This is a genomic window from Rhizobium sp. YJ-22 (genome assembly GCF_029601685.1).
In the GTDB taxonomy this organism is placed as follows: Bacteria; Pseudomonadota; Alphaproteobacteria; order Rhizobiales; family Rhizobiaceae; genus Metarhizobium.
The window spans coordinates 500789-527260 of sequence record NZ_JARRIR010000003.1 but is presented as its reverse complement, the minus strand read 5'-3'; the positions used below and the strand labels follow the sequence as shown (position 1 = coordinate 527260).

General features: G+C 64.8%; 24 protein-coding genes. 8 read left to right on the top strand and 16 right to left on the bottom strand.

The features are described from left to right. Nucleotides 1–30 precede the first annotated feature (30 nt). Genes P7F60_RS10485 through P7F60_RS10465 form a run of 5 tightly spaced genes read left to right on the top strand, consistent with a single transcriptional unit; the run spans nt 31 to nt 5113 of the window. Nucleotides 31–912 carry a MurR/RpiR family transcriptional regulator gene (locus P7F60_RS10485; RefSeq protein ID WP_277917679.1) on the top strand — a complete coding sequence of 294 codons (882 nt, stop codon included), beginning with the start codon at nt 31–33 and terminating at the stop codon, nt 910–912. 43 nt (nt 913–955) lie between these two features. Beyond that, on the top strand, nt 956–1618 hold the full coding sequence (locus P7F60_RS10480; RefSeq protein ID WP_277917678.1) for an isochorismatase family cysteine hydrolase: 663 nt from the start codon (nt 956–958) through the stop codon (nt 1616–1618). A 17-nt stretch (nt 1619–1635) separates the two neighbouring features. Further along, nucleotides 1636–2982 (top strand): glutamine synthetase family protein, encoded by a 1347-nt coding sequence (locus P7F60_RS10475; protein WP_277917677.1) that lies wholly within the window; start codon nt 1636–1638, stop codon nt 2980–2982. An 11-nt stretch (nt 2983–2993) separates the two neighbouring features. Beyond that, the gene (locus tag P7F60_RS10470; RefSeq protein WP_277917676.1) at nt 2994–3812 is read left to right on the top strand and encodes an N-formylglutamate amidohydrolase; all 819 of its coding nucleotides are present in this window, start codon (nt 2994–2996) and stop codon (nt 3810–3812) included. Continuing rightward, nucleotides 3812–5113, top strand: a complete 1302-nt coding sequence (locus P7F60_RS10465) for an aspartate aminotransferase family protein (protein ID WP_277917698.1) — start codon at nt 3812–3814, stop codon at nt 5111–5113. Before P7F60_RS10470 ends, P7F60_RS10465 begins: the two co-directional genes overlap by 1 nt. Nucleotides 5114–5161: 48 nt before the next feature. Here the strand turns inward: P7F60_RS10465 and P7F60_RS10460 are convergent, their stop codons facing one another. The 15 genes from P7F60_RS10460 to P7F60_RS10390 form a co-directional block, all read right to left on the bottom strand. After that, the gene (locus P7F60_RS10460; protein ID WP_277917675.1) at nt 5162–5863 is read right to left on the bottom strand and encodes a GntR family transcriptional regulator; all 702 of its coding nucleotides are present in this window, start codon (nt 5861–5863) and stop codon (nt 5162–5164) included. Between the two features lie 251 nt (nt 5864–6114). Continuing rightward, complete coding sequence (locus tag P7F60_RS10455) at nt 6115–6540, bottom strand: heme-binding protein (RefSeq protein WP_277917674.1); 426 nt, start codon at nt 6538–6540, stop codon at nt 6115–6117. A gap of 41 nt (nt 6541–6581) precedes the next feature. Next, a complete protein-coding gene (locus tag P7F60_RS10450) occupies nt 6582–8198 on the bottom strand; it encodes a GMC family oxidoreductase N-terminal domain-containing protein (protein ID WP_277917673.1) in 1617 nt (538 codons plus the stop codon). Further along, entirely contained in the window at nt 8195–9823 is a 1629-nt protein-coding gene (locus P7F60_RS10445; protein WP_277917672.1) for a choline dehydrogenase, read from the bottom strand. The genes P7F60_RS10450 and P7F60_RS10445 overlap by 4 nt, the downstream gene beginning before the upstream one ends. Nucleotides 9824–9838: 15 nt before the next feature. Beyond that, nucleotides 9839–10594, bottom strand: coding sequence for an SDR family NAD(P)-dependent oxidoreductase (locus P7F60_RS10440; protein WP_277917671.1), 756 nt, complete (start codon nt 10592–10594; stop codon nt 9839–9841). A 21-nt stretch (nt 10595–10615) separates the two neighbouring features. Next, nucleotides 10616–11596: a branched-chain amino acid ABC transporter permease gene (locus tag P7F60_RS10435; RefSeq protein WP_277917670.1), complete on the bottom strand. Its 981-nt coding sequence runs from the start codon at nt 11594–11596 to the stop codon at nt 10616–10618. Continuing rightward, nucleotides 11593–12471, bottom strand: coding sequence for a branched-chain amino acid ABC transporter permease (locus P7F60_RS10430; RefSeq protein ID WP_277917669.1), 879 nt, complete (start codon nt 12469–12471; stop codon nt 11593–11595). Before P7F60_RS10430 ends, P7F60_RS10435 begins: the two co-directional genes overlap by 4 nt. Continuing rightward, nucleotides 12468–13178, bottom strand: coding sequence for an ABC transporter ATP-binding protein (locus tag P7F60_RS10425; RefSeq protein WP_277917668.1), 711 nt, complete (start codon nt 13176–13178; stop codon nt 12468–12470). The genes P7F60_RS10430 and P7F60_RS10425 overlap by 4 nt, the downstream gene beginning before the upstream one ends. Next, the gene (locus P7F60_RS10420; RefSeq protein WP_277917667.1) at nt 13159–13896 is read right to left on the bottom strand and encodes an ATP-binding cassette domain-containing protein; all 738 of its coding nucleotides are present in this window, start codon (nt 13894–13896) and stop codon (nt 13159–13161) included. The genes P7F60_RS10425 and P7F60_RS10420 overlap by 20 nt, the downstream gene beginning before the upstream one ends. 69 nt (nt 13897–13965) lie before the next feature. Next, nucleotides 13966–15264: an ABC transporter substrate-binding protein gene (locus P7F60_RS10415; protein ID WP_277917666.1), complete on the bottom strand. Its 1299-nt coding sequence runs from the start codon at nt 15262–15264 to the stop codon at nt 13966–13968. A gap of 74 nt (nt 15265–15338) precedes the next feature. Beyond that, nucleotides 15339–15767, bottom strand: a complete 429-nt coding sequence (locus P7F60_RS10410; RefSeq protein WP_277917665.1) for a carboxymuconolactone decarboxylase family protein — start codon at nt 15765–15767, stop codon at nt 15339–15341. 149 nt (nt 15768–15916) lie between these two features. Continuing rightward, entirely contained in the window at nt 15917–16672 is a 756-nt protein-coding gene (locus P7F60_RS10405) for an SDR family NAD(P)-dependent oxidoreductase (protein WP_277917664.1), read from the bottom strand. Between the two features lie 35 nt (nt 16673–16707). Then, entirely contained in the window at nt 16708–17487 is a 780-nt protein-coding gene (locus P7F60_RS10400) for an SDR family oxidoreductase (protein WP_277917663.1), read from the bottom strand. 11 nt (nt 17488–17498) lie between these two features. Beyond that, nucleotides 17499–18683, bottom strand: coding sequence for a serine hydrolase domain-containing protein (locus tag P7F60_RS10395; protein WP_277917662.1), 1185 nt, complete (start codon nt 18681–18683; stop codon nt 17499–17501). 71 nt (nt 18684–18754) lie between these two features. Continuing rightward, the gene (locus tag P7F60_RS10390; RefSeq protein WP_277917661.1) at nt 18755–19576 is read right to left on the bottom strand and encodes an N-acyl homoserine lactonase family protein; all 822 of its coding nucleotides are present in this window, start codon (nt 19574–19576) and stop codon (nt 18755–18757) included. Nucleotides 19577–19705: 129 nt separating this feature from the next. Between P7F60_RS10390 and P7F60_RS10385 the strand changes: the two genes are divergently transcribed. Then, the gene (locus P7F60_RS10385; protein ID WP_277917660.1) at nt 19706–20623 is read left to right on the top strand and encodes an NAD(P)-dependent oxidoreductase; all 918 of its coding nucleotides are present in this window, start codon (nt 19706–19708) and stop codon (nt 20621–20623) included. A gap of 60 nt (nt 20624–20683) precedes the next feature. Here P7F60_RS10385 and P7F60_RS10380 read toward each other — a convergent pair whose 3' ends face one another. Then, nucleotides 20684–23086 carry an FdhF/YdeP family oxidoreductase gene (locus P7F60_RS10380; protein WP_277917659.1) on the bottom strand — a complete coding sequence of 801 codons (2403 nt, stop codon included), beginning with the start codon at nt 23084–23086 and terminating at the stop codon, nt 20684–20686. A 454-nt stretch (nt 23087–23540) separates the two neighbouring features. Here P7F60_RS10380 and P7F60_RS10375 point away from each other — a divergent pair, with 454 nt between their 5' ends. Next, the gene (locus P7F60_RS10375; RefSeq protein WP_277917658.1) at nt 23541–24464 is read left to right on the top strand and encodes a hypothetical protein; all 924 of its coding nucleotides are present in this window, start codon (nt 23541–23543) and stop codon (nt 24462–24464) included. Nucleotides 24465–24621: 157 nt separating this feature from the next. Next, nucleotides 24622–26409, top strand: a complete 1788-nt coding sequence (locus P7F60_RS10370) for a thiamine pyrophosphate-requiring protein (protein WP_277917657.1) — start codon at nt 24622–24624, stop codon at nt 26407–26409. Nucleotides 26410–26472 lie beyond the last annotated feature (63 nt).

Below are 26472 nucleotides of genomic sequence, written 5' to 3'. Positions count from 1 at the left end.
CGAACGCCGATCATTGAGGGGAGGCAAGGAATGGCCATTCGGGATCGCCTGACGGACGGGCAGATCGCCTTTACCCGGGCGGAGCTGAAAATCGTGCGGCAGCTTCTGTCAAACTATCCGGCGGCCGGCCTCAACACGGTCGCGCACCTTGCCGCCGCCGCGGGCGTCAGCAATCCGACCGTGGTGCGTTTCACCAGCAAGCTCGGTTACGAGGGTTATCCGGAATTCCAGGCCGCGCTGCTCGGCGAGGTGCAGGAACGCATGAGCTCGCCGCTCTCGATGCTCGATACGCGCAAGCCGTCGCTCGAGCAGGAGAATTTCTACCAGTATTTCCTGCGCGCCAGCATTCACGCGCTCGAGTCGTCCATGCAGATGCTGCCGCCGCACGATTTCGAAGCCGCCGTCGAAGCCGGCGCGGACCTGTCCATGCGTGTCCACTGCCTCGGCGGACGCTTCAGCGGCTTCCTCGCCGGCCTTCTGTGGTCGCATATGAAACAGTTGCGCGCCGAAACCCACTGGATCAACGGTTCGCAGGCCGACCAGGTCGACCGTCTCGTCGATTTCGGCAAGCGCGACGTTCTGTTCGTCTATGATTACAGGCGCTACCAGATCGACACGATCCGCTTTGCCGGACAGGCCGCAAGGCAGGGCGCGCGCATCGTGCTCTTCACCGACCGCTGGGTGTCGCCGATCGCCGAATTCGCCTCCGTTACGCTGATGGCGCCGGTCGATACGGTCTCGCCATACGATACGATGGTGCCCGCCATCGCCCAGACGGAAGCGCTGATCGCCGGCCTCACCGCGCGCCTCGCCAACCAGTCGCGCGGCCGCATCGAGCGCATGGAGGAACTGCGGCGCGCCTACGCCATCACCGAGGACGCCTATGGCACGCCCGGCGACAGCAACAGATGACATTCGCCCGCATGGGCAAAACCATATCCATCGGAGGACAGGAATGAGTGCGATCGAAGTGCAATACGGCAAGGATCTGCTGCGGCGCGACAGCGCTTACGAAGCCGGCATGACGGCCCTTCTCTACGTCGACATGCAACGCATCTGGTGCGAGCCGAATCTCGACCCCACCCATCCGCAGGATGCCGACAGCTATTACCACCGGCGCCTGCGCGACATGGTGATCCCCAATCAGGTGCGCATCCTGGAGGCGGGCCGCAAGGCCGGCTGTAACGTGCTGCACACGATCATCGAGAGCCTGACGCTCGACGGCCGCGACCGCTCCCTGGACCACAAGCTTTCCGACATGCATGTGCCGAAGGGTGCGCCCGAGGGTCAGGTGATCCCGGCGCTGGCGCCCGCCGACAACGAGATCGTGCTGCCCAAGACCTCATCCGGCGTCTTCAATTCGACGAATATCGACTATGTTCTGCGCAACCTCAACACGCGTTACCTGATCATTGCCGGAGTCGTTACCGACCAGTGCGTCGACATGGCCGTTCGCGATGCGGCCGACCGCGGCTATCTGGTGACCGTCGTCGAGGACGCCTGCGCCACCTACAGCCAGGAGCGTCACGACGCGGCGATGCGCGCCTATTCCGGCTACTGCTGGATCACCGATACCGACACCGTCCTGCGCCGCCTCGCCGCGCTCGGCCAAGCCTGATCCCCGAGGAAACCATCATGAACGACAGCAGCACCGGCGGGGCCTTCGACGATCCGACCGAACTTGCAACCTTCGTCACCACCGATATTGCCGGCATCACGCGCGGCCGCAGCTTCGCCGCCGCCGACATCGAGGACTATCTGCGCAAGGGCGTGGGCTGGGTGCCCGCCAACCTGGCGCTGACGCCATTCGACCTGATCGCCGATCCGAATCCCTGGGGCTCCGCCGGCGACCTGCGCCTGATGGCCGATGCCGCTAGCCGGGCGCGCGTCACCTGCCTGCCGGACGTAACGCCACTTCACTTCTACCATTGCGACATTACCGACCTGAAGGGTGAGCCTTGGGATTGCTGCGTGCGCAGCTTCCTCAAGGCGACGCTTGCCGAATTCGAGCGCGATGCCGGGCTGAAGGTCGTCGGCGCGGTCGAGCAGGAATTCCAGATCCTCGGCGCAGACTGGCCCGCCGCCCCGGCCTTCGGCCTGCGCGCCCAGCGCCGCGCCGAGCCTTTCGGCCCGCTGCTGATGACTGCGCTCAAGCAGGCCGGGGTCGAGCCGGAAATGTTTTTGCCAGAATACGGCAAGGACCAGTTCGAGATCACCTGCCGCCCCGCTGCGGCCCTTGCCGCCGCCGACCGCGGCGCGACGATCCGCGCCGTCACCCGGGAGGTCGCCGCCCTCTTCGGCTGGAACGCCAGCTTCGCGCCCAAGACCGATCCGGACGGCGTCGGCAACGGCGTGCACCTGCATGTCAGCTTCACCGATCTCGACGGCGCCCCCGCAACCTTCGACGCCTCGCGCCCCGGCAGGCTTTCCCGGGTCGCCGGCGCCTTCGCCGCCGGGGTCATCCGCCACCTGCCGGCGCTTGTCGCCTTCACCGCCCCTTCCGTGCTCTCCTACATGCGCCTCGTGCCGCACCACTGGAGCGCGGCCTATACCTGCCTTGGCGAGAAAAATCGCGAGGCGACGCTGCGCATCTGCCCGACGCCGGATCTGCCCGGCAGCGATCCGGCCCGACAGTTCAACATGGAATATCGCGCCGCCGACGCCTGCGCGAGCCCGCATCTCGCTCTTGCGGTCGTGCTCAGGGCCGGTCTCGAAGGCATTCGCGCCGGGCTGGAACAGCCGCCGCTGATCAATTCCGATCCTTCCGCCCTCTCGGCCGACGACCAGGCCAGGCTCGGCATCCGCCGCCTGCCGTCAAGCTTGGGGCAGGCGCTCGACACGCTCGCCGCCGATACGGTGGTGACCGGCTGGTTGTCGAAGGACTTCCTCGATTGCTACTTCGCCATGAAGCGCAAGGAGATCGAGATTGTCGAGGGTCTTTCGCCCGCAGAACTCTGCGAGCGCTACGCGACTGTCTATTGAGCGGGAAGATCATGACCTCGAGCAAAGTCATTCCACGCACGGAAAACCGATGGCGGCACGATCCCGGCCAGCCGCTGCTGGCCATCGACGAGCCGCCGCCCTATGCGGCGATCAATCCGGACGGCATCTCGCCCTACCTGCTCCTGTGCGAGCACGCCTCAAACCGCATCCCGCGGGCGCTCGGCGATCTCGGCCTGCCGGCGGCCGAACGGCTGCGTCACATCGCCTGGGACATCGGCGTCAGCGCCCTCTCCCAATATCTCAGCCGCACGCTCGACGCGCCGCTGTTCATGACCAATTATTCGCGCCTCGTCATCGATTGCAACCGGCCGCTGGACGCCCCGTCGGCGATCCCGGACATCAGCGAGGCGACGGAGATTCCCGGCAATATCGACCTGTCCGCGCCTGAGCGCGAGCAGCGCATCAAAACCCTGTTCACGCCGTATGCGAACGCAATCGCGCGGCGGCTCGACCTGCTCCAGTCGCAGGGCAAGCGCCCGATCGTCATCGGCATCCATTCCTTCACCCCGGTCTATCTCGGCCGGCAGCGCCCGTGGCATGCGGGCATCCTGTACGGCGCAGCCGCCGGTTTCGGCCAGACGCTGATCCGGGAGTTGCGCAGCGAGGGAGACCTGACGATCGGCGACAACGAACCCTACACCATCCATCCGGACGAGGACTATACGGTGCCGGTCCATGCCGATGCCCGTGGGCTCGACGGCGCGCTGATCGAAGTGCGCCATGACCTGATCGACACGCTCGCCGGGGTCGATGCATGGGGCGATCGCCTCACCCGCTGCCTGCTGTCCGCATCGAAGGAGCATGGATGATGGCGCAATCTCTCTACGACCGCGATGCAGAGGCAATCGGCAACCTGCAGAAGCTCCGTTTCTTTCCGCTTGCCGTGACCGGCGGAAGAGGCACGCGGCTCGTGGAGGAAGATGGCCGTGAACTCATCGATCTCTCCGGCGCCTGGGGTGCCGCCAGCCTCGGCTACGGTCATCCGGCCATCGTCGAGGCCGTAGCCCGCGCGGCCGCGAACCCGGCGGGCGCCAGCATCCTTTCCGCCTCGAATGCGCCGGCCGTGGCCCTGGCCGAGAGGCTGCTGGACGGTTTTCACGGCCGTGGAACACACAAGGTCTGGTTCGGCCATTCCGGTTCGGACGCCAACGAGGCCGCCTACCGGGCCATCGTGAAAGCGACGGGCCGCGCCGGCGTCATCGCCTTCATCGGCGCCTATCATGGCTGCACCGTCGGATCGATGGCGTTTTCCGGCCACACCGTCCAGGCCGATGCCGCGAAGGCAGACGGGCTGATCCTGCTGCCCTATCCCGACCCCTACCGGGACGATGCGACGGGCGAGGCAGTGCTCAAGCTGCTCGAGGAGCGGCTGGCCGCCGTTCCGGCGGGCTCAATCGGCGCCGCCTTCATCGAGCCGATCCAGTCGGATGGCGGCCTCATCGTGCCGCCCGATGGCTTCCTGCGCAAATTCGCCGCGATCTGCCATGCGCATGACATCCTCGTGGTCTGCGACGAAGTGAAGGTCGGCCTTGGCCGCAGCGGCCGCCTGCACTGCTTCGAGCATGAAGGTTTCGTTCCCGATGTCCTCGTGCTCGGGAAGGGGCTTGGAGGCGGTCTGCCGCTTTCGGCAGTCATCGCGCCCGCCGCCATTCTCGATTGCGCGAGCAGCTTCGCCATGCAGACGCTGCACGGCAACCCGATCTCCGCCGCCGCCGGCCTGGCGGTGCTGGAGACGATCGACGCCGAAGGCCTCTTGGCGGCAGCCAACCGCAAGGGCAGGCTGCTGCGCGACCGCCTCGCGACGCTCGCGGAACGCCATCCGCTGATCGGCGACGTGCGTGGGCGCGGCCTAGCCTGCGGCGTGGAACTCGTCCGCGACCGGCGCAGCCGCGAACCGGCAAGGGCCGAGACGGCCAGGCTCATCTACCGCGCCTACGAACTCGGCCTCGTTGTCTACTACGTCGGCATGAACGGCAACGTCCTCGAAATGACACCACCCCTGACGATGACGGAAGCCGACATCCACCAGGCGGCGGACTTGCTCGACAAGGCTTTCGCCAGCCTCTCCAGCGTGCCCGACGCCGTCCTCTCCCGCTTTGCCGGCTGGTAGACGCGGGACGCGACGGGCGAACTACCGGATTTCCCGAAGCGGGTTTCCTTACAGCGGCGCGGAGCGGGGTTGACCGATCGACTTCAACGCGGCGGTGGCGGCGGCCTCGATATGCGCGACGCAAAGCCGGTAAGCGAGTTCCTCGTCCCGCGCCTCCAGCGCGTCGAGGAACTCACTCAATTCGCGGATCGACTGCTTTGCGCGCGAGGCGCTCGACAGGGACACGACTCGAAGCTGCGAGGCGCGCGTATGAATGCGCTTGAGCATGTCGGCGGCAACCTCGTTACCCGCCCCCTCAAGAAGAATGTCGTAGAAACGGGTCTTTGCCGCAATAAAGGCATCGGCGGAGAAGTCCTGGTACACCTCCGCCAGGCGATCGACGCTCTCACGCAATGCCCGGATCTGCTCATCCGAGGCATGACGCGCGAACAGGCGCGCCGCCAAACCCTCGAGTGCAGCGCGAACCTGATAGATGGATTGCGCAATTTCAGGCGTGACGACGCTGACGCTGAGCCCCTTGTTGGGCTGCAACGTGATGAGGCCATCCGTCTGGAGTTCGCGCAAGGCCTCCCGCAGCGAGGTTCTCGATACGCCAAGCATCTCGCATAGTTCACGCTCGATCAGGCGTGCTCCAGGTGGAAAGCGGCCGGTCGCGATAGCCATTCTGAGGCGCTCGGCAACCTGTTCGCGCAAGCCCGGAAGGCTCTGGATACGCAACGACTCGTCTGCGCCGCTTTTGATCACGGACATCTAGGTACTCCGCACCGGCGTGAAGTCTCGCCTCCCGCTTCCCTGCGCGACTCAAGCGCTGCATTGCCAGGAAGCATTTCATACTGTCATGTTGTATGTCAATAAACATCAACCGGAATTATAAAGTCGCCCTCTAGCGAAAGTTGAACACCCAGGCATTTCCGGTACACACGAGTTCATCGGAAATGATCTATCCGTGTGTTCTTATGCCATTGTCCAGCGCCGAAGCGATGCCCTTAGGCAGGAAATGCTCAGCCGCCAAGTACCGCATCAAGGGCATGTTGCGCGCAGGCGATATCGGCCTCTTCCGGACCGCCCGACACCCCGACGCCGCCGGCAATCTGGCCATCCACGCCAGCCGGCACGCCGCCGCCCCAGACCAGGAGCCGCGACCGGCTGATCAGGCCCAGCCGTAGCGCCGGGCTGGAATCGATGTGCTCGAAGAAATCCTTCGTCTTCGCGCCGGTGACGGCCGCGGTATAGGCCTTGTCGAGCGCGAATTCGGCGATCGGCGCCGGCACGCCGTCCATGCGCAACAGCGCCAGCGGCGCGCCTTCCTGATCGACGACCGCGACCGCGATATTCAGACCATCCTGCTCCGCTCTGGCGACGGCCGCCTCGGCGATCCGTCGCGCCGCGTCCATGGTCAGGCTGGCTTTCTGCAACACAAGCGCCATTCGTTTTCCCCTATCGGTCAAGGTTTCGTGGGTTCTGCCCTTCAGGCAGGCGAGAGCGGCGTCTTTCCCCGGATGAGATCGGCCGCGCGCTCCGCGATCATGATCGTCGGGGCATTGGTGTTGCCGCTGACGATGGCGGGCATCACGGATGCATCGACCACATACAGCTTGTCGAGACCGCGCACGTGAAGCTGCGGCGTCACCACCGCGTCGGGTCCGGTCCCCATGCGGCAGGTTCCGACGGGATGGTAGACCGTCTTCACGTAGTTGCGGACATAATCCGCCAGGATGTCGTCGGCGTCGTCCGGCGTGCCGCCAATGGCGTATTCGGCGCCGAGATAGGCCGAAAGCGCCGGCGTCCTGGCGATTGCCCGGCAGAGCTTCAGGCCTTTGACGAGGGTCGCCACATCGGCCGGATCGGCAAGCGCGTTGGCGACGAGCCTGACCTGCCGGTTCGGATCCTTGCCATCGAGCAGAACCTCGCCGCGGGATTTCGGCCTGAGGTCGCACGGGCTGATCGAGAAGAAATGCCCATCCGGTGCGGGTCTCTCGTGATCGGGCACGAAGACCGGGAAGGAATGGATCTGTACATCGGCCCGCCCATCGCCATCGAGATCGGCGAAGGCCGCTGCCTCACCGACGTTCGAGGTCAGGAGGCCGCTGCGGAACAGAAGCCATTGCAGCCCGTGGCGGATCGCGTTCAGGCCCTTGTCCTGCCCGAGAAGGCTGATCGGCGCGCGCGTCGCGTAGTAATTCGGGATTTGCAGATGGTCCTGGAAATTTCTGCCGACGCCCGGCAGGTCGTGCAGCACGTCGATACCCTGCTCGGACAGATGCGCGGCCGGGCCGATACCCGAAAGCATCAGCACTTTCGGCGAGCCGAGGGCCCCGGCGCACACGATGACGCCACGGGTGGCCTGCGCCTCGTGCGTCTCCTGCCCCTGCCGCCAGCGCACGCCTTTCGCGCTGCCGTTTTCGAGAACGACGCGCTCGACCGTCGCTTCCAGTCGCAGTGCGATATTGCCGCGTGACAGGGCGGGCCGGAGATAGGCGCGCGCGGTGCTGGCGCGCTCGCCATTTTCCTGGGTCACCTGGAAATATCCGACGCCGAGTTGCGCGGCGCCGTTGAAGTCATGATTGTAGGCAATGCCGGCCTGCTGGGCCGCCCGCACGAAGGCGCTGTTGAGCGGATGGTGGTGGGGTATGTCCGTGACGGAAAGAGGCCCGTCGCCGCCATGGAAAGCGTCGGCGATACGATCGTTTCGTTCGGACTTGCGGAAATAGGGCAGCACGTCCGCATATCCCCAGCCCTCGCAGCCCTGCGCCGCCCAGTCGTCATAATCCTTCGCGTCGCCGCGAATATAGATCATGCCATTGATCGAGCTGCTTCCGCCCGGCATGCGCCCCTGCGGCACATGGATATGGCGGCCACCGGCATCCTGCTCGCGTCCAGAGACGTAGGGAAAGACGCGGTTCGTTCCGAAAAGGCGCACGAAGGCGGCAGGCGCGCGGCTGGCGAACACCCGCTCGTCGGGCCCCGCCTCCAGCACGAGGATTTTCGTCCCCGCATCCTCGGAGAGCCGATTGGCCAGGACGGCCCCGGCAGAGCCTGCTCCGATGACGATATAGTCAAACTGTCCTGCCGATACCACGCTCATGCCCGACGCGCCTCCTTGGCAAACTCGGCCGCGCGCTCACCGATCATGATGCAGGCCGCATTCGTATTGCCGCTGACGACGCGCGGCATGACGGAGGCGTCGGCGACGCGCAAGCCGGTCACGCCGCGAACCCGCAGCTTTTCATCCAGAACCGCGTCCGGGCCGACGCCCATGGCGCAGGTGCCGCTCGGATGGAAGGTCGTGCCGCCGGCGGCTTTCAGCCAGGCCCGGAAGTCGGCGTCCGACTCGACGCCCGGTCCCGGCCATATTTCCCTGCCGCGATAGCCGTCGAATGCCGGCTGCGCAATGACCTTCCGCATGGCGCGGACACCGGCAATCGTCGTTTCCACATCGTATTCCGCATCGAGATAGTTCGCCTGCATGAGTGGCGCGACACGCGGATCGGCGGAACGAAGCCGGATCGATCCGCGACTTTCCGGACGCAAGGGCGACACGCGGACGGTAAAGCCGTGCTTTCGTTCCGGCCGGCCGCCGGCAAGCAGGTGAACCCGCGCCGTATCCTCGCGGCCATGCATGAAATGGATCTGGATGTCGGGATCATGCGCGCCCGGCTGGACTTTGATGAAGGCGCCGCCCTCATAGGGGAAAACCGTCGCCGGGCCTTTTCCGGTCAGCATGCCCTGCGCCAGCGAAAGCGCGACGCGGTCGATGCGGAGCTGCCGGTAGAGCGACACCGGCGCGGGAGATTCGTAGACGAGCGCGCAGTCGAAATGGTCCTGGAGGTTTCGCCCGACGCCCGGCAGATCCACCACAGGCGCAATGCCAAGGGCCCTGAGCTCATCGGCCGCGCCGATGCCGGACAGCATGAGGATTTGCGGCGAGTTGATCGCGCCGCCGCACAGGATGATCTCGCGGCGGGCCCGGGCGATCTGCCGGGTCCCGCCCCGGATATATTCCACCGCCGCCGCCCTGCCGTCCTCGATGACGATGCGGGAGGTCAGGGCGTGGGTGACAAGCCTGAAGTTCTTTCGCGCCATGGCGGGGCGGACGAAGGCGCGGGCCGTGCCGAAACGCTTGCCGTTCTTGATAGTGAAATCGTAATAGCCGAAGCCCTCCTGCCGGGGGCCGTTGAAGTCGTCATTGACCGGATAACCGGCCTGGCGTCCCGCTTCGATGAACACCTGCGCCAGCGGATTGCGGCCGCGCGCCCGGCCGACATTCAGCGGCCCTGCCGTTCCGTGGTGGCTGTCGCGCCGGTCCTCATGCCCCTCCGACTTCCGGAAGAAAGGCAGGACCTCGTCCCAGGACCAGCCCTTCAGGCCCATTTGCGCCCAGGTGTCGTAATCCGACGGCACGCCCCGGATGTAGACCATACCGTTGAGCGTCGAGGAGCCGCCGATGACCTTGCCGCGCGGCCACGGAATTTTCCGTCCGCCGAGATTTTCCTCAGGCTCGGTCTCGTAGTTCCAGTTGTAGACGCCCGACTTGATGAACGCCCCCATCAGAAGCGGCAACCGGAAACCGGGATGCCAGTCCATGCCGCCTGCTTCCAGAAGCAGAACGCTGACATCGGCGTCCTCGGCGAGCCGCGCAGCGGCGGCCGCGCCGGCCGAACCGGCGCCAATCACGATATAGTCGAACTGCTCGGATTCTGTCTGCGTCATGATATCTGGTCCGCCTCAGTTATAGACGCCGCCATCGACGGAATAGGCCTGCGCCGTCACGTAGGAGGCCTCGTCCGACAGAAGAAAGGTATAGAGCGGCGCAATCTCCTGCGGCGTCGCCTGCCGGCCGAGCGGCACCCAGGCCTTCACGAGCTTTTCCTGCGCCTCGCGACCGCCGAGGAAAGCGATCGCCGGATTGTTGAAAGGCGTATCGATGAAGCCGGGGCAGATGGAATTTGCCCGGATGTTGTCGGCGGCGAGTTCAAGGGCGCAGGCGGTCGTGAAGGCCATCACCGCTCCCTTGGAAGCGGCGTAGGCGCCCACCCCCGGCCCGCCGCGCTTTGCGGCCAGCGATGCGGTATTGACGATGGACCCGCCGCCGGCGGCCTTGAGATGCGGGATGGCTTCGCGCGTGGCCAGAAACACCCCGCGCGCGTTGACGCCCATCAGGCTGTCCCAGTCCGCGACGCTGAAGCTCTCGACCGGTCCCGCCTTCTGCAGGCCCGCATTGTTCACCAGGCCGTCCAGGCCGCCGAGGAAGGCGATCGCCTCCTCGAACAGCGCCTTGACGCTCGCCTCGTCCGAGACGTCGCATTGGACGAAGCGGCAATCGGGGCCAAGTTCCTCCGCCGTGCGTGCCCCGGCCTCGGCGGCAAAATCGCCGATGACGACGCGGGCACCCTCGGCGATCGCCGCTGCCGCCGCCGCGCGGCCGATGCCGGTTGCGGCGCCGATGACGACGATCCGCTTGTTGTCGAGCCTGGTGGCCATGGTGGTTCTCCTTGGATTGGATCAGGGCTTGTTCGGCGACGGCCGACGCGTCGCGAAGGGTTCGAAGCCGTATCGTTTCGTCACGATGCCCCAGAGCCCCTTGGAGGCGACGAGCATCGTCACCACGGCGGCCGCGCCGAGCAGCATCAGATAGAGGTTGCCGGTTCCCGACAGCCAGGCGCGCAGCAGGAAGTAGATCGCCGTGCCGATGATCGGTCCCTCCACGGTTCCCACGCCGCCGATGATGACGATGAAGAGCATGACGACCATCCAGTTGGGGTCGAAGGCTCCGCCGGGCTCGACGTGGAAGACCGACATGTAGTAGGTCGCGCCCGCGACGCCGGCGAAGCCCCCGGCGAGCACGAAGCCGAAGAAGCGGGTCCACCAGACATTGATGCCGACGGCCGCGGCCGTGCCCTCATTGTCGCGCACGGCCGCGAGCGCCAGTCCGATTCGGCGGCGGGCGAGCCAGTAGAGCCCGAAGACGCCCAGGAAGGCGAGGCCGGCGGCGACATAGAAGTTGCTCACAGCCACGACCGTCCGGTCCATGTCACGCGTGACCATCAGCGGAAGGCCGCTGACGGAACCGAGCGAATCCTTCTGCGAAATGTAGAGCCGGACGATTTCCGCGATCACCCAGATGCTGATGGCGAAATAGGCATCGCGCAGGCGGAAGACGAAGGGCGCGACCGCGGCTGCGAACAATCCGCAGAGCACGAAGACCAGCGGCAGCAGCCAGAAGGGATTGATGCCGTAGGCATTCGACGTCACGAACAGGAAATAGGCGCCGAGCCCGATGAAGAGCTGCTGGCCGAACGACATCAGCCCGACATAGCCGGCCAGGAAATTCCAGCTCTGCGCGAAGGCGAACACCGTGAAGATCTCGATCATCAGCCGCAGGTTTCCCTGCGAGACGAACATCGGCGTCACGGCGAGCGCGACGAAGCAGACGGCGGCGGCGATGGCCACATGGCGCGTGCGGGAGGGACCGGAAGTGTTCATTTGCGGAATGCCTTGATGCTTAGGATCGACGACAGCCCCTTGGGCGACAGGATGAGGATGATGAAGAACACGATGTGCCCGTACATCAGCCCGCCGGCGGGATCGAGTTTCAATGCCACCAGCTGGGTGACGCCGAGGACGATGCCGCCGATGAACATGCCCCAGAACGAGCCGAGCCCGCCGATGACGACCACCTCGAAGGCGATCAGCAGTCGGTCGGCGCCCGAATAGGGCGTGAAAGAGCCGCGCATGGCGAGCAGCACGCCGGCGACCGCCGAAAGAGCCAATGCGATGCCCATGGCGATCGCGTAGACGTTGCGGTAGTTCACGCCGAGAAGCTGCACCACCTGATGGTCGTCGGCGGTGGCGCGGATGATCCGGCCCATGCGCGAGGTATTCAGCCAGAAACGCAATGCCGCGAAAAGCATGATCGCGATGACCAGAACCAGGACCGGCAATACGCCGAGGCGCATGCCGAGAAAATCGAAGCCCCAGAAACGCATGTTGCCGACATTGATCGACTGGCTGTTGGCTCCGAACCAGGAGACCATGCCGTTCCTGAGGACGATGGCGAGGCCGAAGGTCAGCAGAATCTGCGGGATCTGGTCATGACCGAGCACCCGGTTGATCAGCACCCGCTGCAGGAGGATGCCGATCCCGAAAGCGATCAGCGCCACCGGAACGATGACGAGAATGGGGTGCAGCGGCGTCCATGGGTAGAGATAGAGGCCGATGAACGCCGCCGCGACGATGAAATCGCCCTGGGCGACGTTGACGACGCGCATGACGCCGAAGGCAAAGCCCAATCCAAGCCCGATCAGCGCATAGAGGCCGCCGAGAAGAATGCCGTTGGCGATGGTTTCCAGCCAGATCATGCGTGCTGCTCCGTTCCGAAATAGGCGGCGGTGATGTCGTCCATGGCCAGTTTGCGCGGATCGCCCTCCAGGCTGATCCTTCCCTCCAGCAGGCAATAGACATGCTGGGAGGCATTGCAGGCCTGCGCCACGTTCTGCTCGATGATCACGATCGAAACGCCGCTTTCGCGAATGGCGTCGAAGCACCGGTAGATGTCGCCGATAATCTTCGGCGCGAGGCCGAGCGATATCTCGTCGCAGAGCAGCAGGCGCGGATTGGTCATCAGGGCGCGGCCGAGCGCCACCATCTGCTGCTGGCCACCCGATAGCGTCGAGGACTGCATCCTGCGAAGTTCGCCAAGCCGCGGAAACAGCCGGTAGACCGCCTCCAGCGTCCACGGGCCCTTGCGCCCGCTCGAGCCGCCGACGAGGAGATTGTCCTCGACCGACAGCGAGCCGAACAGGCGGCGGCCTTCCGGCACCATGGTGACGCCGTTGCGGGCGATGAGATCGGCGCGCATCCGGCCGATATCCTTGCCGTCGAAGGTCACCGCGCCGCGTTTTTGCATGTTGAGGCCGGTAATGGCCTGAAGAAGCGTGGATTTTCCCGCGCCATTGGCGCCGATGATGGCGACCGTCTGCGCTTCGTCGACCTTTAGGCTGACCCCGCGCACCGCGTGGAAATCCCCGTAAAAAACGTCGAGTTCGTCAACCTTCAGAAGGGACATCGATGATGGCTCCCATGTAGATTTCCTGGACGGCGGCATCGGCCATCACGGCGGCGGGCGCGCCCTCGGCGATGGCCTTGCCGGCGTTGACGGCGAGAATCCGGTCCGCGACGGCCGAAAGGGCATGGGTGACATGCTCGATCCACACGATCGCCAGGCCGGGCTTGATGGACAGGATGAGCTGCACGAGATGGCGGACTTCCGCCTCGGTGAGCCCGCCCGCGATTTCATCGAGAAGCAGCACCTTTGGTTGCAGCGCCATCGCGCGAGCAAGTTCCAGCCGCTTGCGATCGAGAAGCGGCAAGGAGCCGGCCAAGGTGTCGGCGCGGGCGGCCAGACCACAGCGCTTCAGGGTTTCAAAGGCGAAATCGGCCGCCTCCCGCCCGGATTTGCCGCCGCCGAACGTCGCGGCCGCCAGCACGTTCTCATAGGCGGACAGCAGCCCGAAGGGTTGCGGCACCTGGTAGGTGCGCCCGATGCCCAGTCGCGTCCGCTCGTATTGCGAGCGGTGCGTCACATCGTTGCCCGCCAGCAGAACCCGTCCCGAGCGGGGCCGGATAATGCCGGCGAGAATGTTGAAGACGGACGTCTTGCCCGCGCCGTTCGGCCCGATGATGCCGAGGCATTCGGAACGCCCGACGGAAAAAGTCAGGTTGTCGGCAACGGTAATCGAGCCGAAGCTTTGGCTTACGCCTTCGGCAAGCAGAACGGATTCCACCCTGGCCTCCATGAATTAAAAGCGGCGAGAGCCGGGCGCGCAGCCCAGCCCTCCCTCGGCGTTCCGCGATCAGCGGAACTTCGACAGCGGCAGGAATTCCTTCTGGATCGGAACCTGCGGAGCGGTGACGTTGTTGGTCACGTAGAGTTCGTAGGGGAATTTGCTGCCGGCCGGATTCTTATGCCATTGCCCCATCGTAACCCAGGTATTGGCGACCGACTTCATGCTGGAATTCCGGAAGTCGACCTTGCCGATGATCGTATCGAGATCGAGATCGGCAATGGCGTCGCGCACGGCGGCCCGGTTCTTCGGGTTGCCCGAGGCCTTGAGCGCGGCAAACGCCACTTCCCAGATCGCATGTTCGTAGCCCATGGGCTGCGCCCATTGCTTGCCGCTCGCCTGCTCATAGGCCGTGCAGAATTCGTCGGCGCTCTGGCCGTTGAGGCTCGACTTGAAGGGAAGCTGACGGTTGAACCAGATCTCCGTCGACATGCCCGCGCCCTGGTCGCCAAGCACCTCGACGCCGCTCGGGAACACGAAGGCGGCGGCAATCGTCGCGGCCTCCAGCTCCAGCCCGGCCTGCTGGGCCTGACCCCAGAAGGTTGCGAAATGCTGCGGGAAGACCAGACCGGTCACGATCTTGGCGCCGCCCTCGCGGAAGGCAGCCACCTGGTTGGAAAAATCGTCGACCTGCTCCTTGAAGAGGCCGCCGGGGACCTCCTTGAAGCCCGCGCCCTGCAGGGACGCGGTCATGCCGCCCGAGAAGCTGCGGCCGAAATCATTGTCCTCGTAGAACGTGCCGACGACCTTCTCGATGCCGGACGCGTCCCACATCCCGGTATAGTTCTTGATGATGTCGGCGCCGCTCCAGAAGAACAGGAAGCTCCACGGATAGCCCTTTTCGGGGCTCGAGCCGCGCGCCGCATAAAATGGCTCCCATTGAAGAATCGTCGAAATGCCCGGCGTGCCGTTCTGGTCGCAGATTTCGAGGGCCGGCGCAGCCAATCCGTCGGCGATCAGCAGCAGGTCGACGTCTTCGCGCAAAACCAGTTCGTTGCCGAGGCTGCCCATGCGGTTCGGGTCGGACTGGCTGTCACGGGACAGGATTTCCACGGCATAGGTCTTGCCGCCGATAACAAGGCCATCCTTGGTATGGGCCTTGATCTGATCGATGACCCAGGGGGCCGTTTCGGCGAAATTCGCGCGCGCCCCAGTGAACTGGTCGATATAGCCGATCCTGATCGTGTCATCCGCCGCATAGGCGCGATGCACGTAGGGCGCGGCGAGCACCGCGGCCGCCCCGCCGACAATGCTCTTGATCGCCTGCCGGCGCGTGGCGACAAATCCGGGCCTCGAAATTTTCTGCATTTCCAATCCTCCCATGGATAGCATTCGAAGACGTCATACGGACCGTATGACGGTCGTTCATCACCGCGGCATGATCACTGCTTTTCGTCCGCCCGCGGGGAAATCACGTTCATTTCCACCAGGATCTCGTTGGCCGCCTTGAAGGCGTCCAGGCCTGCCGGAATGCCGCAATAGACGGTGGCATGCAGCAGGACCTCGCGGATTTCCTCGGCGGTGACGCCGTTGTTGACGGCGCCGCGAACATGCAGCTTGATCTCGGCGGCCCGGTTCAGCGCCGTCAGCATCGCCAGATTGAGCATGCTGCGGGTCTTGAGTTCCAGTGTGTCGCGCCCCCAGGCATAGCCCCAGCACCATTCGGTGGTGATGCGCTGGAAAGCCGACATGAATTCGTTGGCGTTGGCGATCGACTTGTCGACATATTCCGGCCCGAGCACCTGCCTGCGAAGCGCCAGGCCGCGCGCGAACATATCGTCGATGGTTTCGTTTCCGGATTTGCTAGACATGTCCACTTCCCTGCCTGAACCGCTTCGGCTCGACCTTCGCGCCGAAGAATTTTGGGTAAAACCGACCTTCGCGGCGAAACCTGCTGCGCCACGCGGATGATGAGAATTCGAATGAGGCCGGCCGGGTCTTCCTCCCGGCCGCGAGTGCCTTACATCGACCTGACGGAGATTCCGCCGTCGACATGCAGGATCTCGCCGGTCACGAAGCTCGCATCCGGACCGATCAGGAATGCGATGCCGGCCGCGATCTCCCGCTCCTCGCCCAGGCGCCCGAGCGGCGTCTGCCTGCGCCGGATCGCATAGCCGTCCTCGTTGACGATGGCGCGCGCGCCGGGGGTCGGCACCGCGCCGGGGGTCACCGCATTGACCCGGATGCCGCGCCCGCCCAATTCCACGGCAAGCTGCCGGGTGAGCGCGCCGATCGCACCCTTCACCGCCGTATAGGAGGCGGTATTGGCCATGCCGAGATCGGCGACCGGAGAGCAGATGTTGACGATAGCGCCACCCTCGGCCGCTCCATGCGCCAGAAGCGCCTGCGTACCCCAGAAAGCCGCCTTCACGCCCACCGCCAGCATGCGATCGAGAACGTCTTCCTCGACGCCTTCGACGGCGCCGTAGCGGATCCACATCGCGTTGTTGACGATCCCCGTCAGCGGACCGAACTGCCCGGCAAGGCGCTCGGCCGCAGCCAGCACGGCCGCCCTGTCGCTGACATCGGCGGGCAGCGCCAGCGCCCTGCCACCTGCAGCCAGGATCGCATCCGCGACCGCAAGCGCATCGTCCGCATTGACATCGACGACCCCGACGGCAGCCCCGCGCTGCGCGAGAAGTTCCGCTGCCGCGCGGCCGATGCCGCGACCGGCCCCGGTGATCAGCACGACCTGTCTTTCAAGTTCACCCGTCATTCATTCCTCCCTGCGCGCAACGTCACCGGCTATCCTCAGAACGCCGCTTCCGGCACGCCGCCATACATCGACCAGAGCTGCGAAGCGAGAACGCCGGCATCCACCGACAGCTCGATACCCGTGATCGCCGAAGCCTCGCTCGACAGCAAAAAGGCAATGGCATTCGCAACTTCGACCGGGCTTACCAGACGCCCGAGCGCTGTCGTGCGGATCATCGTTTCCGGGCTGCGCTCGCCGCGCGCATAGCTTGCCTCCACCGCCGGCGTCCGGGTCGGGCCGGGGCAGACGGTATTGACCCGAATGCCGTTCCGTCCCCAGGCGACCGCGAAATTGCGCGACATGTTGATGATGCCGGCCTTGGTGGGGCCATAGGCCTGAAGCGGCGACGAATTGAACGCCGTAATCGAACCCACATTGACGATCGAACCCGTCCGGCGCGCCAGCATGCCGCGACCGAACTCGACCATGGTCCGGAACGTGCCCGTCAGGTTGACGCGAACAATGTCGTCCCATTCGACGGGATCCTGCGCCTCCGGCCGATGCGGGTTTTCGAGATGCGCCGCCACGCAGGCGAGCCCCGAGACCGGTCCGACATTGTCCTCCACATACCGCGCGGCGGCGGCGATGCTCTGCGCATCGCCGATATCGATGCCGTAGCCAACCCCGCCATACCGGCGGGCGACGTCGATCGCCTTGTCGGCATCGCGATCGAGCACGGCCACTGTCCAGCCGCTTTCCGTCAGCTTGCGGACACAGGCTTCGCCTATCCCACCCGCACCGCCGGTCACGGCCGCTATCTTGCGATTGTCGCTCATGACAGGCCCGCTCACAGGATGTTGTAGACGGCTTCGATAATGCGGCGCGCGCGCGGACCGTTATCCGGGCGCGTGTGCATCTTGTTGCAGGCATAGGAAAAACCGATCTTCGCATCGGGATCGCCCATGCCGATCGAGCCGCCGAAGCCGTGATGCCCGAAGGCGTGCGGGTTCGGTCCCATCCACACGGATTGCTCCGTGTTGAGAAGAATCCCACGGCCCTGGTGATAGGGGCGCTGCTGCATCTGCTCGGTCTGGTTATGCTGCTCGGCGAGCATGTCGCGAACCGTTTCCGGTTGCATGATACGCACACCGTCCAGTTCTCCGCCGCGTGCGACCATGCCGTAGATCGCGGCAACCGAGCGCGCCGTGCCGTGGCCATTGGCGCTGGCGATTTCCGCCGTCCGCCAGCCATGCGAATTGAGCGTGACGTTGATCGGCTCGCGCGGATGCTGGAGAAAACCCTTGGCGAGAAGCGAATCCGGGTCGCTGTCCTTGCGGGCGAAAAGCGTACCTTCGACCGTCGGCACCAGATCCGCGCAACGCGCGATATCGGCCTCGGAAAGATTGCCGATGCGATAATCCAGCCCCAGAGGCGCGATCAGTTCGTCCTGGATGAAGCGGACATAACGCTTGCCGGTGATGCGGCGAACGATTTCCCCGAGAATATTGCCCTGCGTATGGATATGATAGGCCGCGACCGTGCCCGGCTCCCAAAGCGGCGCCTGCTTCTCGAGCGCGGCGACGATGGTGTCGCATTCGTAGATCGCGCCGGGCCAGAGCGGATCGAGAACGACCGGCAGGCCGGCGGTGTGATCGAGCACATGGCGCACAAGGATGCCTTCCTTGCCGTTCTGCGCGAATTCCGGCCAGTATTTCGCAACCGGCGCATCCGGATCGACGAGCCCCCGGTCGATGAGGATATTGAACGCGATGCCCGAAATGCCCTTGGCGACCGACATCATGCAGACGATGGTGTCCTGCCCCCAGGGCTTTGTCTTCGCCTCGTCGCGAAAGCCGGCCCAGATATCGAACACCTTGCGGCCGTCGACATAGAGCGCCGAGGCAGAGCCGATCTCTTCCTCGACCTCGTAGTTTCCGATGAAAGCGTCGACTGCGGGGCGGAATTCCGGCTCGTATTCGCCGGCGAAGACAAATGTCGTTCCCCGCGCCGTGACGGTCTCATTCAATTGCATTGTCAGGCACTCCCGTTCCTCTTGAAGGGCTTTCTACATATTGTATGACAAGACGTCAATACGATAATCATTCATTCTGCGGTTTTTGGCGGGAGATCGAGCCTGACGATGTCGAGGGCATCGCCATCGAAGGACGGCCAGCGGCGGCGAACCTCAGGATCGTGGCCGGGAATCAGCAGGGAGGCGTCGTTGCCGGCCAGTTCCTCGCAGCGGACGAACCCCTCCAGCATTTCGCCGAGGTGATGGACGATCGGGAAAGGCGCTCGCCGCAACCGGTTCTCATTGAAATGAAAGGCATCCGACGCCAGCACCAGCCGGCCCCGCGCGGTGGAGACGCGCACGACCTGCAATCCGCCGGAATGCCCCCCGACACGGAATAGCTCGATGCCCGGAAAGATCGCCGCGTCGCCGTCGTGGAAGATCATGCGGTCGGCGAAAACCAGTTCGACGGCCTGGGTGACATCGCGGCATTCGAAAGGCGCGCGCAAACATGCATGCCGCATGCTGCGCCCCGTCGCAAAGCGCATCTCATCGTCCTGAAGATGAAAGCGGGCGGACGGGAACGCCGACAGGCCGCCCGCATGATCATAATGCAGGTGCGTCAAAACCACATCGGAGACTTCGGCCGCATCGACGCCCGCACGACGGAGCAGGTCGGCAGGTTCATGCAGCAGGATGCGTCCGCGCATCCGCGCGGCCTCCGCACCGAAACCGGTATCCACGACGACGACCCTGCCCTCGCCCCGAATGAGCCAGATATAATAATCGAGCGGCATGTCCCCTTCGTGCAGATCCATGCCGGGGAAGAAGTTTTCATGGCGTGGCCGCTTGAGGTCCGTCGTCGCGTAGCGCAGGGCCAGCACCTCGTAATGCGGTTGTCGCGTGTCGTTCATGGTGAACCTTCCTTGCGCGTGAATGCGCTTGCTATGTCATATCGTCATGCTGTAATACAATTTTAAAAACCCGGCCACCGGTTTTCCCGAGGAGCCGGCGCATTCGCGAGCGAGGAGAATGAAGAAAAGATGAATCAGCAACAGCAACTGCCGAAAATCGGCTTTATCGGCCTCGGCGCCATGGGCGCCCCCATGGCGCGCAACGTCGCCGCGGGAGGCTACGCCCTTACCGTGCTGGATTCCGACGCCGAGACGACGCACAAGGTCGCCGCCGATATCGGTGCGACGCCCGCCGCATCGGCGGCGGAGGTCGGCGCGCGGTCCGACATCGTCGTCACCATGCTGCCGACGAGCCGTATCGTCGAAACCGTTCTCTTCGGCGCTGACGGCCTTGCCGCTTCGCTGAAGCCGGGCAGCATCGTCGTCGAGATGTCGAGCGGCGCCCCTTCGCGCACACGCGAAATCGCCGAACGCCTCGCCGCTCTGGATATCGCGCTGGTCGATGCGCCTGTTTCGGGCGGCGTGCCGCGCGCGAAGACCGGCGATCTCGCCATCATGCTCGGCGGCGAGGCCGCGACCCTCGAAACGATCCGCCCGCTGGTCGCGCGCATGGGCTCCACGCTGACGGTGGTCGGCGGCGTCGGCGCGGCGCACGCCATGAAGGCCTTGAACAATCTCGTCAGCGCCGGCGGCTTCCTCATCGGCATCGAGGCATTGCTCATCGGCAGCCGCTTCGGCCTTTCCCCCGAAACCATGGTCGACGTGCTCAACGCCTCCACGGGCATGAACAACTCGACCCAGAAGAAATTCAAGCAATTCGTGCTGTCGCGCCGCTTCGATGCCGGATTTGGCCTCGACCTGATGGTGAAGGATCTGGGGATCGCGCTGGACGTGGCGTCGGAGACCGATACGACGACCCCGTTCTCCTCCCTCTGCCTGGAGTTATGGTCCGCCGCCCAGAAGACGCTGGGGACCGGGCAGGATCATACCGCCGTCGCCCGCTTCCAGGAAATCATCGCCGGATCCGAGCTTGGCCCTCGCGGCTGACATCAGGCCGCGACGACCGCCACGTCAAACTAGGCGGCGTGAGCCGGACATGCCGCCCGCTCAATTGGCGGGCATGGTGCGCGAGCGGACAAAACGCACGGGCAGCAGCTTGTAGGACGGGGTTTTTGCCTTGGGGCTGTGGTGGCTCAAGGGAAACAGTGGGTTGGTTTCCGGATAATAGGCCCCGCAGCATCCCTTGGGAATGTCATAGGCGACGATGCGGAAACCACGGACGATGCGTTGTGTTTCCGGTTCAATGGCCGTGACCATGTCGACGATATCGCCATCGGCGAAGCCCAGCCGGCCGATATCCCCGGCATTCATGAACACCACCTGCCGCGTGCCGTCGATGCCGCGGAAACGGTCGCTATAGCCATAGATCGTCGTGTTGAACTGGTCGTTCGAACGCAGCGTCGCAAGATGCAGGACATCGTCGCCAACCGCCTCGGCCGGAAATTCGGGAAAGAGACGGTCCGGCGTGATGAAATTGGCCTTGCCGTTGCCGGTTGCCCACTTGCGTTCCCGCGCCGGCAGGGGACGCGCAATACCGCCCGGCTGGAACAGCCGGCGATTGAAATCCTTGAACGTCTCGGGATAGGTCCGCTCGATCGCATCGCGGATCTCGCTATAATCGCCCACCCAGCGATCCCAGGGCACGTCGCCTTGCGAGAGCGTTGCCTTGGCGAGGCCGGCGACGATGGCCGGCTCGGACAACAGTTCGGGGCTGGCCGGTTTCGCCCGGCCGCGCGAACCGTGGAAATGCGCCACCGAGCTTTCCATCGAGACCGCCTGCGGGCCGCCGGCCTGCTCGTCGCGCTCGATACGGCCAAGACAGGGCAGGAGATAGGCGATCTCGCCATGGATGACATGGCTGCGATTGAGCTTGGTGGCGATCTGCACCGTCAGGCGCAGCTTGCGCCAAGCGGCTTCCATCGCAACCGTCTCCGGGGCGGCGCGCAGGAAATTTCCGCCGAGGCTGATGAAAGCCCGTGTTTCACCCTTCAGGATGGCCTGGCAGGCATCGACCGTCGTATGCCCCTCCCAGCGCGGCGGCTCGAACCGGTAGAGGTCACGCAGCTTGTCGAGCGGCGCGAGGCCCGGCTTTTCGGTGATGCCGACGGTGCGCTGGCCCTGAACGTTCGAATGGCCGCGCACCGCGCAGATATTGGCGCCGGGCTTGCCGATATTGCCGCGCAGCAGCGCGAGATTGGCAACCATATGCACATTCTCGACCCCCATCAGTTGCTGGGTCAGCCCCATGCCGTAGACCATCAGCACGGCATCGGAGGCGGCGTAGATGCGGGCCGCCTCGACCATCTGTTCACGCGTCAGGCCGGAAACCCGTTCCAGCTCCTCCCAGCCATACGCCCGCGCCGCCTCGGCGAAGGTTTCGAAACCGGCGGTATGCTCGGCGATGAAGTCGTGATCGAGCACATGCTTCCTGTCGGCGGCGGCCACCGATGCGGCAAAGGCGACGGCGGCGGCATTCGACGGATCGCGCGGTTCGGAGTCCGAACCCGAGACCTTGCTGAAATGCACCGCATGCAAGGCATCGTCGGCCTCGATCAGCGCCTTGGCGATGCCGAACAGCGCTGCGGTATCGCCGCCGTTCCTGACCTGATAATAGTTGGAGGAGATGTGTGTTTCCTTGCCGGTCAGCATCTGGCCGGGCGCCTGCGGATTGACGAAGCGCTCCAGCCCGGGCTCGCGCAGCATGTTGAAGGTCACCACCTTGACGCCGCGATCGACCGCATCCTGGAGGTCGTGCAACAGGCGCGGCGAGGATGTGCCGACATTCTGGGCGATGTAGAAGATGCAGTCGCAATTCTGGAAATCCGAGAGAATGGCGGTTCCGACGCTGGCGCCGATGCTTTCCGGCAGGCCGACCGACGAGCTTTCGTGGCACATGTTGGAGGAATCCGGCAGGTTGTTGCTGCCATAGATGCGCGCGAAGAGCTGGTACATGTAGGAGGTTTCGAGCGAGGCGCGCCCGGAGGTATAGAATTCCACCTGCTGCGGCGCGATGGCGTTCAGTTCGCGGCCGATCTCGGCGAAGGCGTCTTCCCAGGAAACCGGCACATATGTGTCGTTTGCCGCATCCCAGCGCATCGGATGCGTCAGCCGCCCCTGCTCCTCGAGATCGTGATCGAGCCAGCCTTCCAGTTCGCCAAGCGTATGGGCTGCAAAGAACGCCCTGTCGGCACGCCGGCTCGTCACCTCCCAGGCGGTCGCCTTGGCGCCGTTCTCGCAGAATTCCAGCGGATGGGTCTTGGCCGGCTTCGCCCAGGCGCAGCTGACGCACATGTAGCCGTCCGGCTTGTTCTGATGCTTGAGCAGCGACGGGCCGGCCACGGGAATATGCTCGCGCAGCAGCACCTCGCCGACCGACCGGGCGGAGCCCCAGCCTCCCGCCGGGCCGCTGTCGAAACCGATGCTGGGAGATTTGTTCGGCCGAGCTGTCATGATGCTGCTCCAGGAATTGAGGGTCAAGCACTTAAACTTCCGGGAAAGCACATGGTTTCCATGCAAATCGGAGAGGGAGCGGATTTGGCCTTCCCATCGTTTCAGGCGGCCATCGGACGCGACCGGCGCATGCCATCTGCAGTTGCCGGCCCCGCCTTCGCGGCGGGTCGCCTCGGCCCTGCCAGCAATTTCGCATACGGGCTGGAACTAGTTCTCCCTCAAGGGGTTAATCAACGCAATCTTGTATTTGGAGGACACCAGAATGGGTCGCGGAATTCTACTTTGGCTGCTCGGCGTGCCGATTCCGATCATCATCCTGATCGCGCTGTTTTCTCACTAGGGCATTTGCGGTGAACACGGGTTCACCGCAAATGTTCTCCCTTTTTGTTTTTGACGCATTGTCCGATGCCGAAGCGATCACGCTTCGGCTGGAAATGTTCTGGGAGCTTTATCCATGGCAATCATCCAAGAGGATATCGGTCGCCTTCCCTCCGGGGCGGGCGACTCGCCGTCTTCCGCCGTCCGCTGGGCGCCCGTCTTTGCCGGGGCGGTGGGCGCGACGGCGCTGACATTGCTGCTGACCATCCTGGGCACCGGCCTGGGCCTGACCATGGTGTCGCCGTTCTCGGGCGAAAGCTATTCTTCGGGAACCGTGGCGATTTCCGCCGCCATCTGGCTGATCGTCATCCAGTGGCTGGCCTCGGCCTTCGGGGGCTATCTCGCCGGTCGGCTGCGCACCCGCTGGGCCTCCGTTCATGAGGACGAGACCTTCTTCCGCGATACCGCCCATGGCTTTCTTTCCTGGGCGTTGGCCACCGTCTTCGTGGCATCCGTCCTTGGCTCGACGCTGACCTCGCTCATCGGCGGCGGCGTATCGGCAGCGACGTCGGTGACATCGGGCCTGGTCCAGGGCGCGGCACAGGGGGCAGCCTCGAACGAGCAATTGACGTCCAGCGCCGCCAATGCCGATCCGAGCGCCTATTTTCTCGATATGATGTTCCGTCCCGCCGAGAACGCCGCGCCCGGTACGCCGCCGGCAAATCCGGCCGATGCCCGCCAGGAAGCATCGCGCATCCTGCTTGCCGGGGCCGCCGCCGGTGAAATTCCCGCCGCCGACAAAACCTATCTGGCGCAGATCGTCGCCCGCAACACCGGCCTGCCGCAGGCGGAAGCCGAAAAGCGGGTGAACGATGTGCTCGCCCAGGCGGACGCCGCCGCGCAGAAGGCCAAGGAAGCGGCCGATACCGCCCGGAAGGCTGGAGCAACCATGGCGATTATGACCTTCATCGCCCTGCTGATCGGCGCCTTCGTCGCCTCCGTCGCCGCCGCCATCGGCGGCAGGCAGCGCGACGACTTCGAAAGCGCCAATCCCATCTAACATATCCCGCTTCCTGACGCCCGGTCTGAACGACCGGGCGTTTTCATATGGGTTTCCGGTGGAAGCAACGCATGTGTTCGCCGCTGGAACCTCCTGGAGGATCCGGGGTTAGCCAGGCAGTTCATTTTCTCCTTTGGCAAACGAAAGGCCCCCGGCCATGTCTCAAACCGTTGGCGATTTCCTGGTGTCCCGGCTTCATGCATGGGGCGTTCGGCGCATGTTCGGCTATCCCGGCGATGGGATCAACGGCGTGTTCGGCGCGCTCAATCGCGCCGGAAACAGCATCGAATTCGTGCAGGTGCGCCATGAGGAGATGGCGGCCTTCATGGCGGCCGCCCATGCGAAATTCTCTGGCGAACTCGGTGTCTGCATCGCAACCTCGGGGCCGGGCGCCGCCCATCTTGTCACCGGCATGTACGACGCGCGCGCCGATCACCAGCCGCTTCTGGCCATCGTCGGCCAGCAGGCACGCACGGCGCTGGGCGGGCACTACCAGCAGGAAGTCGATCTCGCCGCGCTGTTCAAGGATGTCGCCGGCGGCTTCGTGCATCAGGCCTCCGTGCCGGCGCAGGTGCGCCATCTCGTCGACCGCGCCATACGCATCGCCCTGGCAAAACGCACCGTCACCGCCCTGATCCTGCCCAACGACCTGCAGGACATGACCTATGAAGAGCCGCCGCATGTTCACGGCACGCTTCATTCCGGCGTCGGTTATCGTGCGCCGCTCGTCATCCCGCATCAGGACGACCTGCAGGCGGCGGCCGATATCCTCAATGCCGGCGAGCGCGTGGCGATCCTCGTCGGCGCCGGCGCCCTCGGCGCGACGGACGCTGTCATCGAGACCGCCGATCGTCTGGGCGCCGGCGCGGCCAAGGCATTGCTTGGCAAGGCAGTGCTGCCGGATGACCTGCCCTGGGTCACCGGCTCCATCGGGTTGCTCGGCACCGAGCCGTCCTGGGATCTCATGCGCGATTGCGATACGCTGCTGATGATCGGCTCGGGCTTTCCCTATTCGGAATTCCTGCCGGAGGAGGGCCAGGCGAAAGCGGTGCAGATCGACATCGACCCCGGCATGCTCTCCCTGCGCTATCCCATGGACGTCAATCTCGTCGGCGATGCCGGCGCAACCCTGAGGGCGCTGCTGCCGCTGCTGGTTCAGAAAGGCGATGCCTGGCGCAAGACCATTGCCAAATCGACGTCGCGTTGGTGGGAACGGCTGGAGGACCGCGCCAAGGCCGACGCAAACCCGGTCAATCCGCAGCGCGTCGCATGGGAACTGTCGCCGCGGCTTCCGGACGGTGCGATCGTCACCAGCGATTCCGGTTCCTGCGCGAACTGGTATGCTCGCGACGTCAGGCTTCGGCGCGGCATGATGGCGTCGCTGTCGGGCGGGCTTGCATCCATGGGTGCGGCGGTTCCCTATGCGATCGCGGCGAAATTCGCCCATCCCGACAGGCCGGTGATAGGCCTGGTCGGCGACGGCGCCATGCAGATGAACAACATGGCGGAACTCATCACCGTCGCCAAATACTGGAAGGTCTGGGCCGACAGCCGCTTCGTCATCTGCGTCTTCAATAACGAGGATCTCAACCAGGTCACATGGGAGCAGCGCGTCATGGAAGGCGATCCAAAATTCGACGCCTCGCAACGCATTCCCGACGTGCCGTATCACCGTTTCGCGGAGATGATCGGCCTCAAGGGCATCTTCGTCGACTCGCCTGACGCCCTGGGCGCAGCCTGGGAGGAAGCGCTTGCCGCCGGCCGGCCGGCCGTTCTGGAGGTGAAGACCGATCCCGAGGTGCCACCGCTTCCCCCGCATCTCACCGTCGATCAGGTGAGGAACCTGACGGCATCGCTGATCCGCGGCGAACCGGAACGGACAGGCGTGATCCGCGGCACGGTGCGGCAGGTTCTGTCCTCGATCATGCCGGGAAAGGGCAATTGACGCGAGACACGGCCGGGCAATGGACGAACCGGCGGTCGCGCCGATCACCGCACCCGGCGGTGC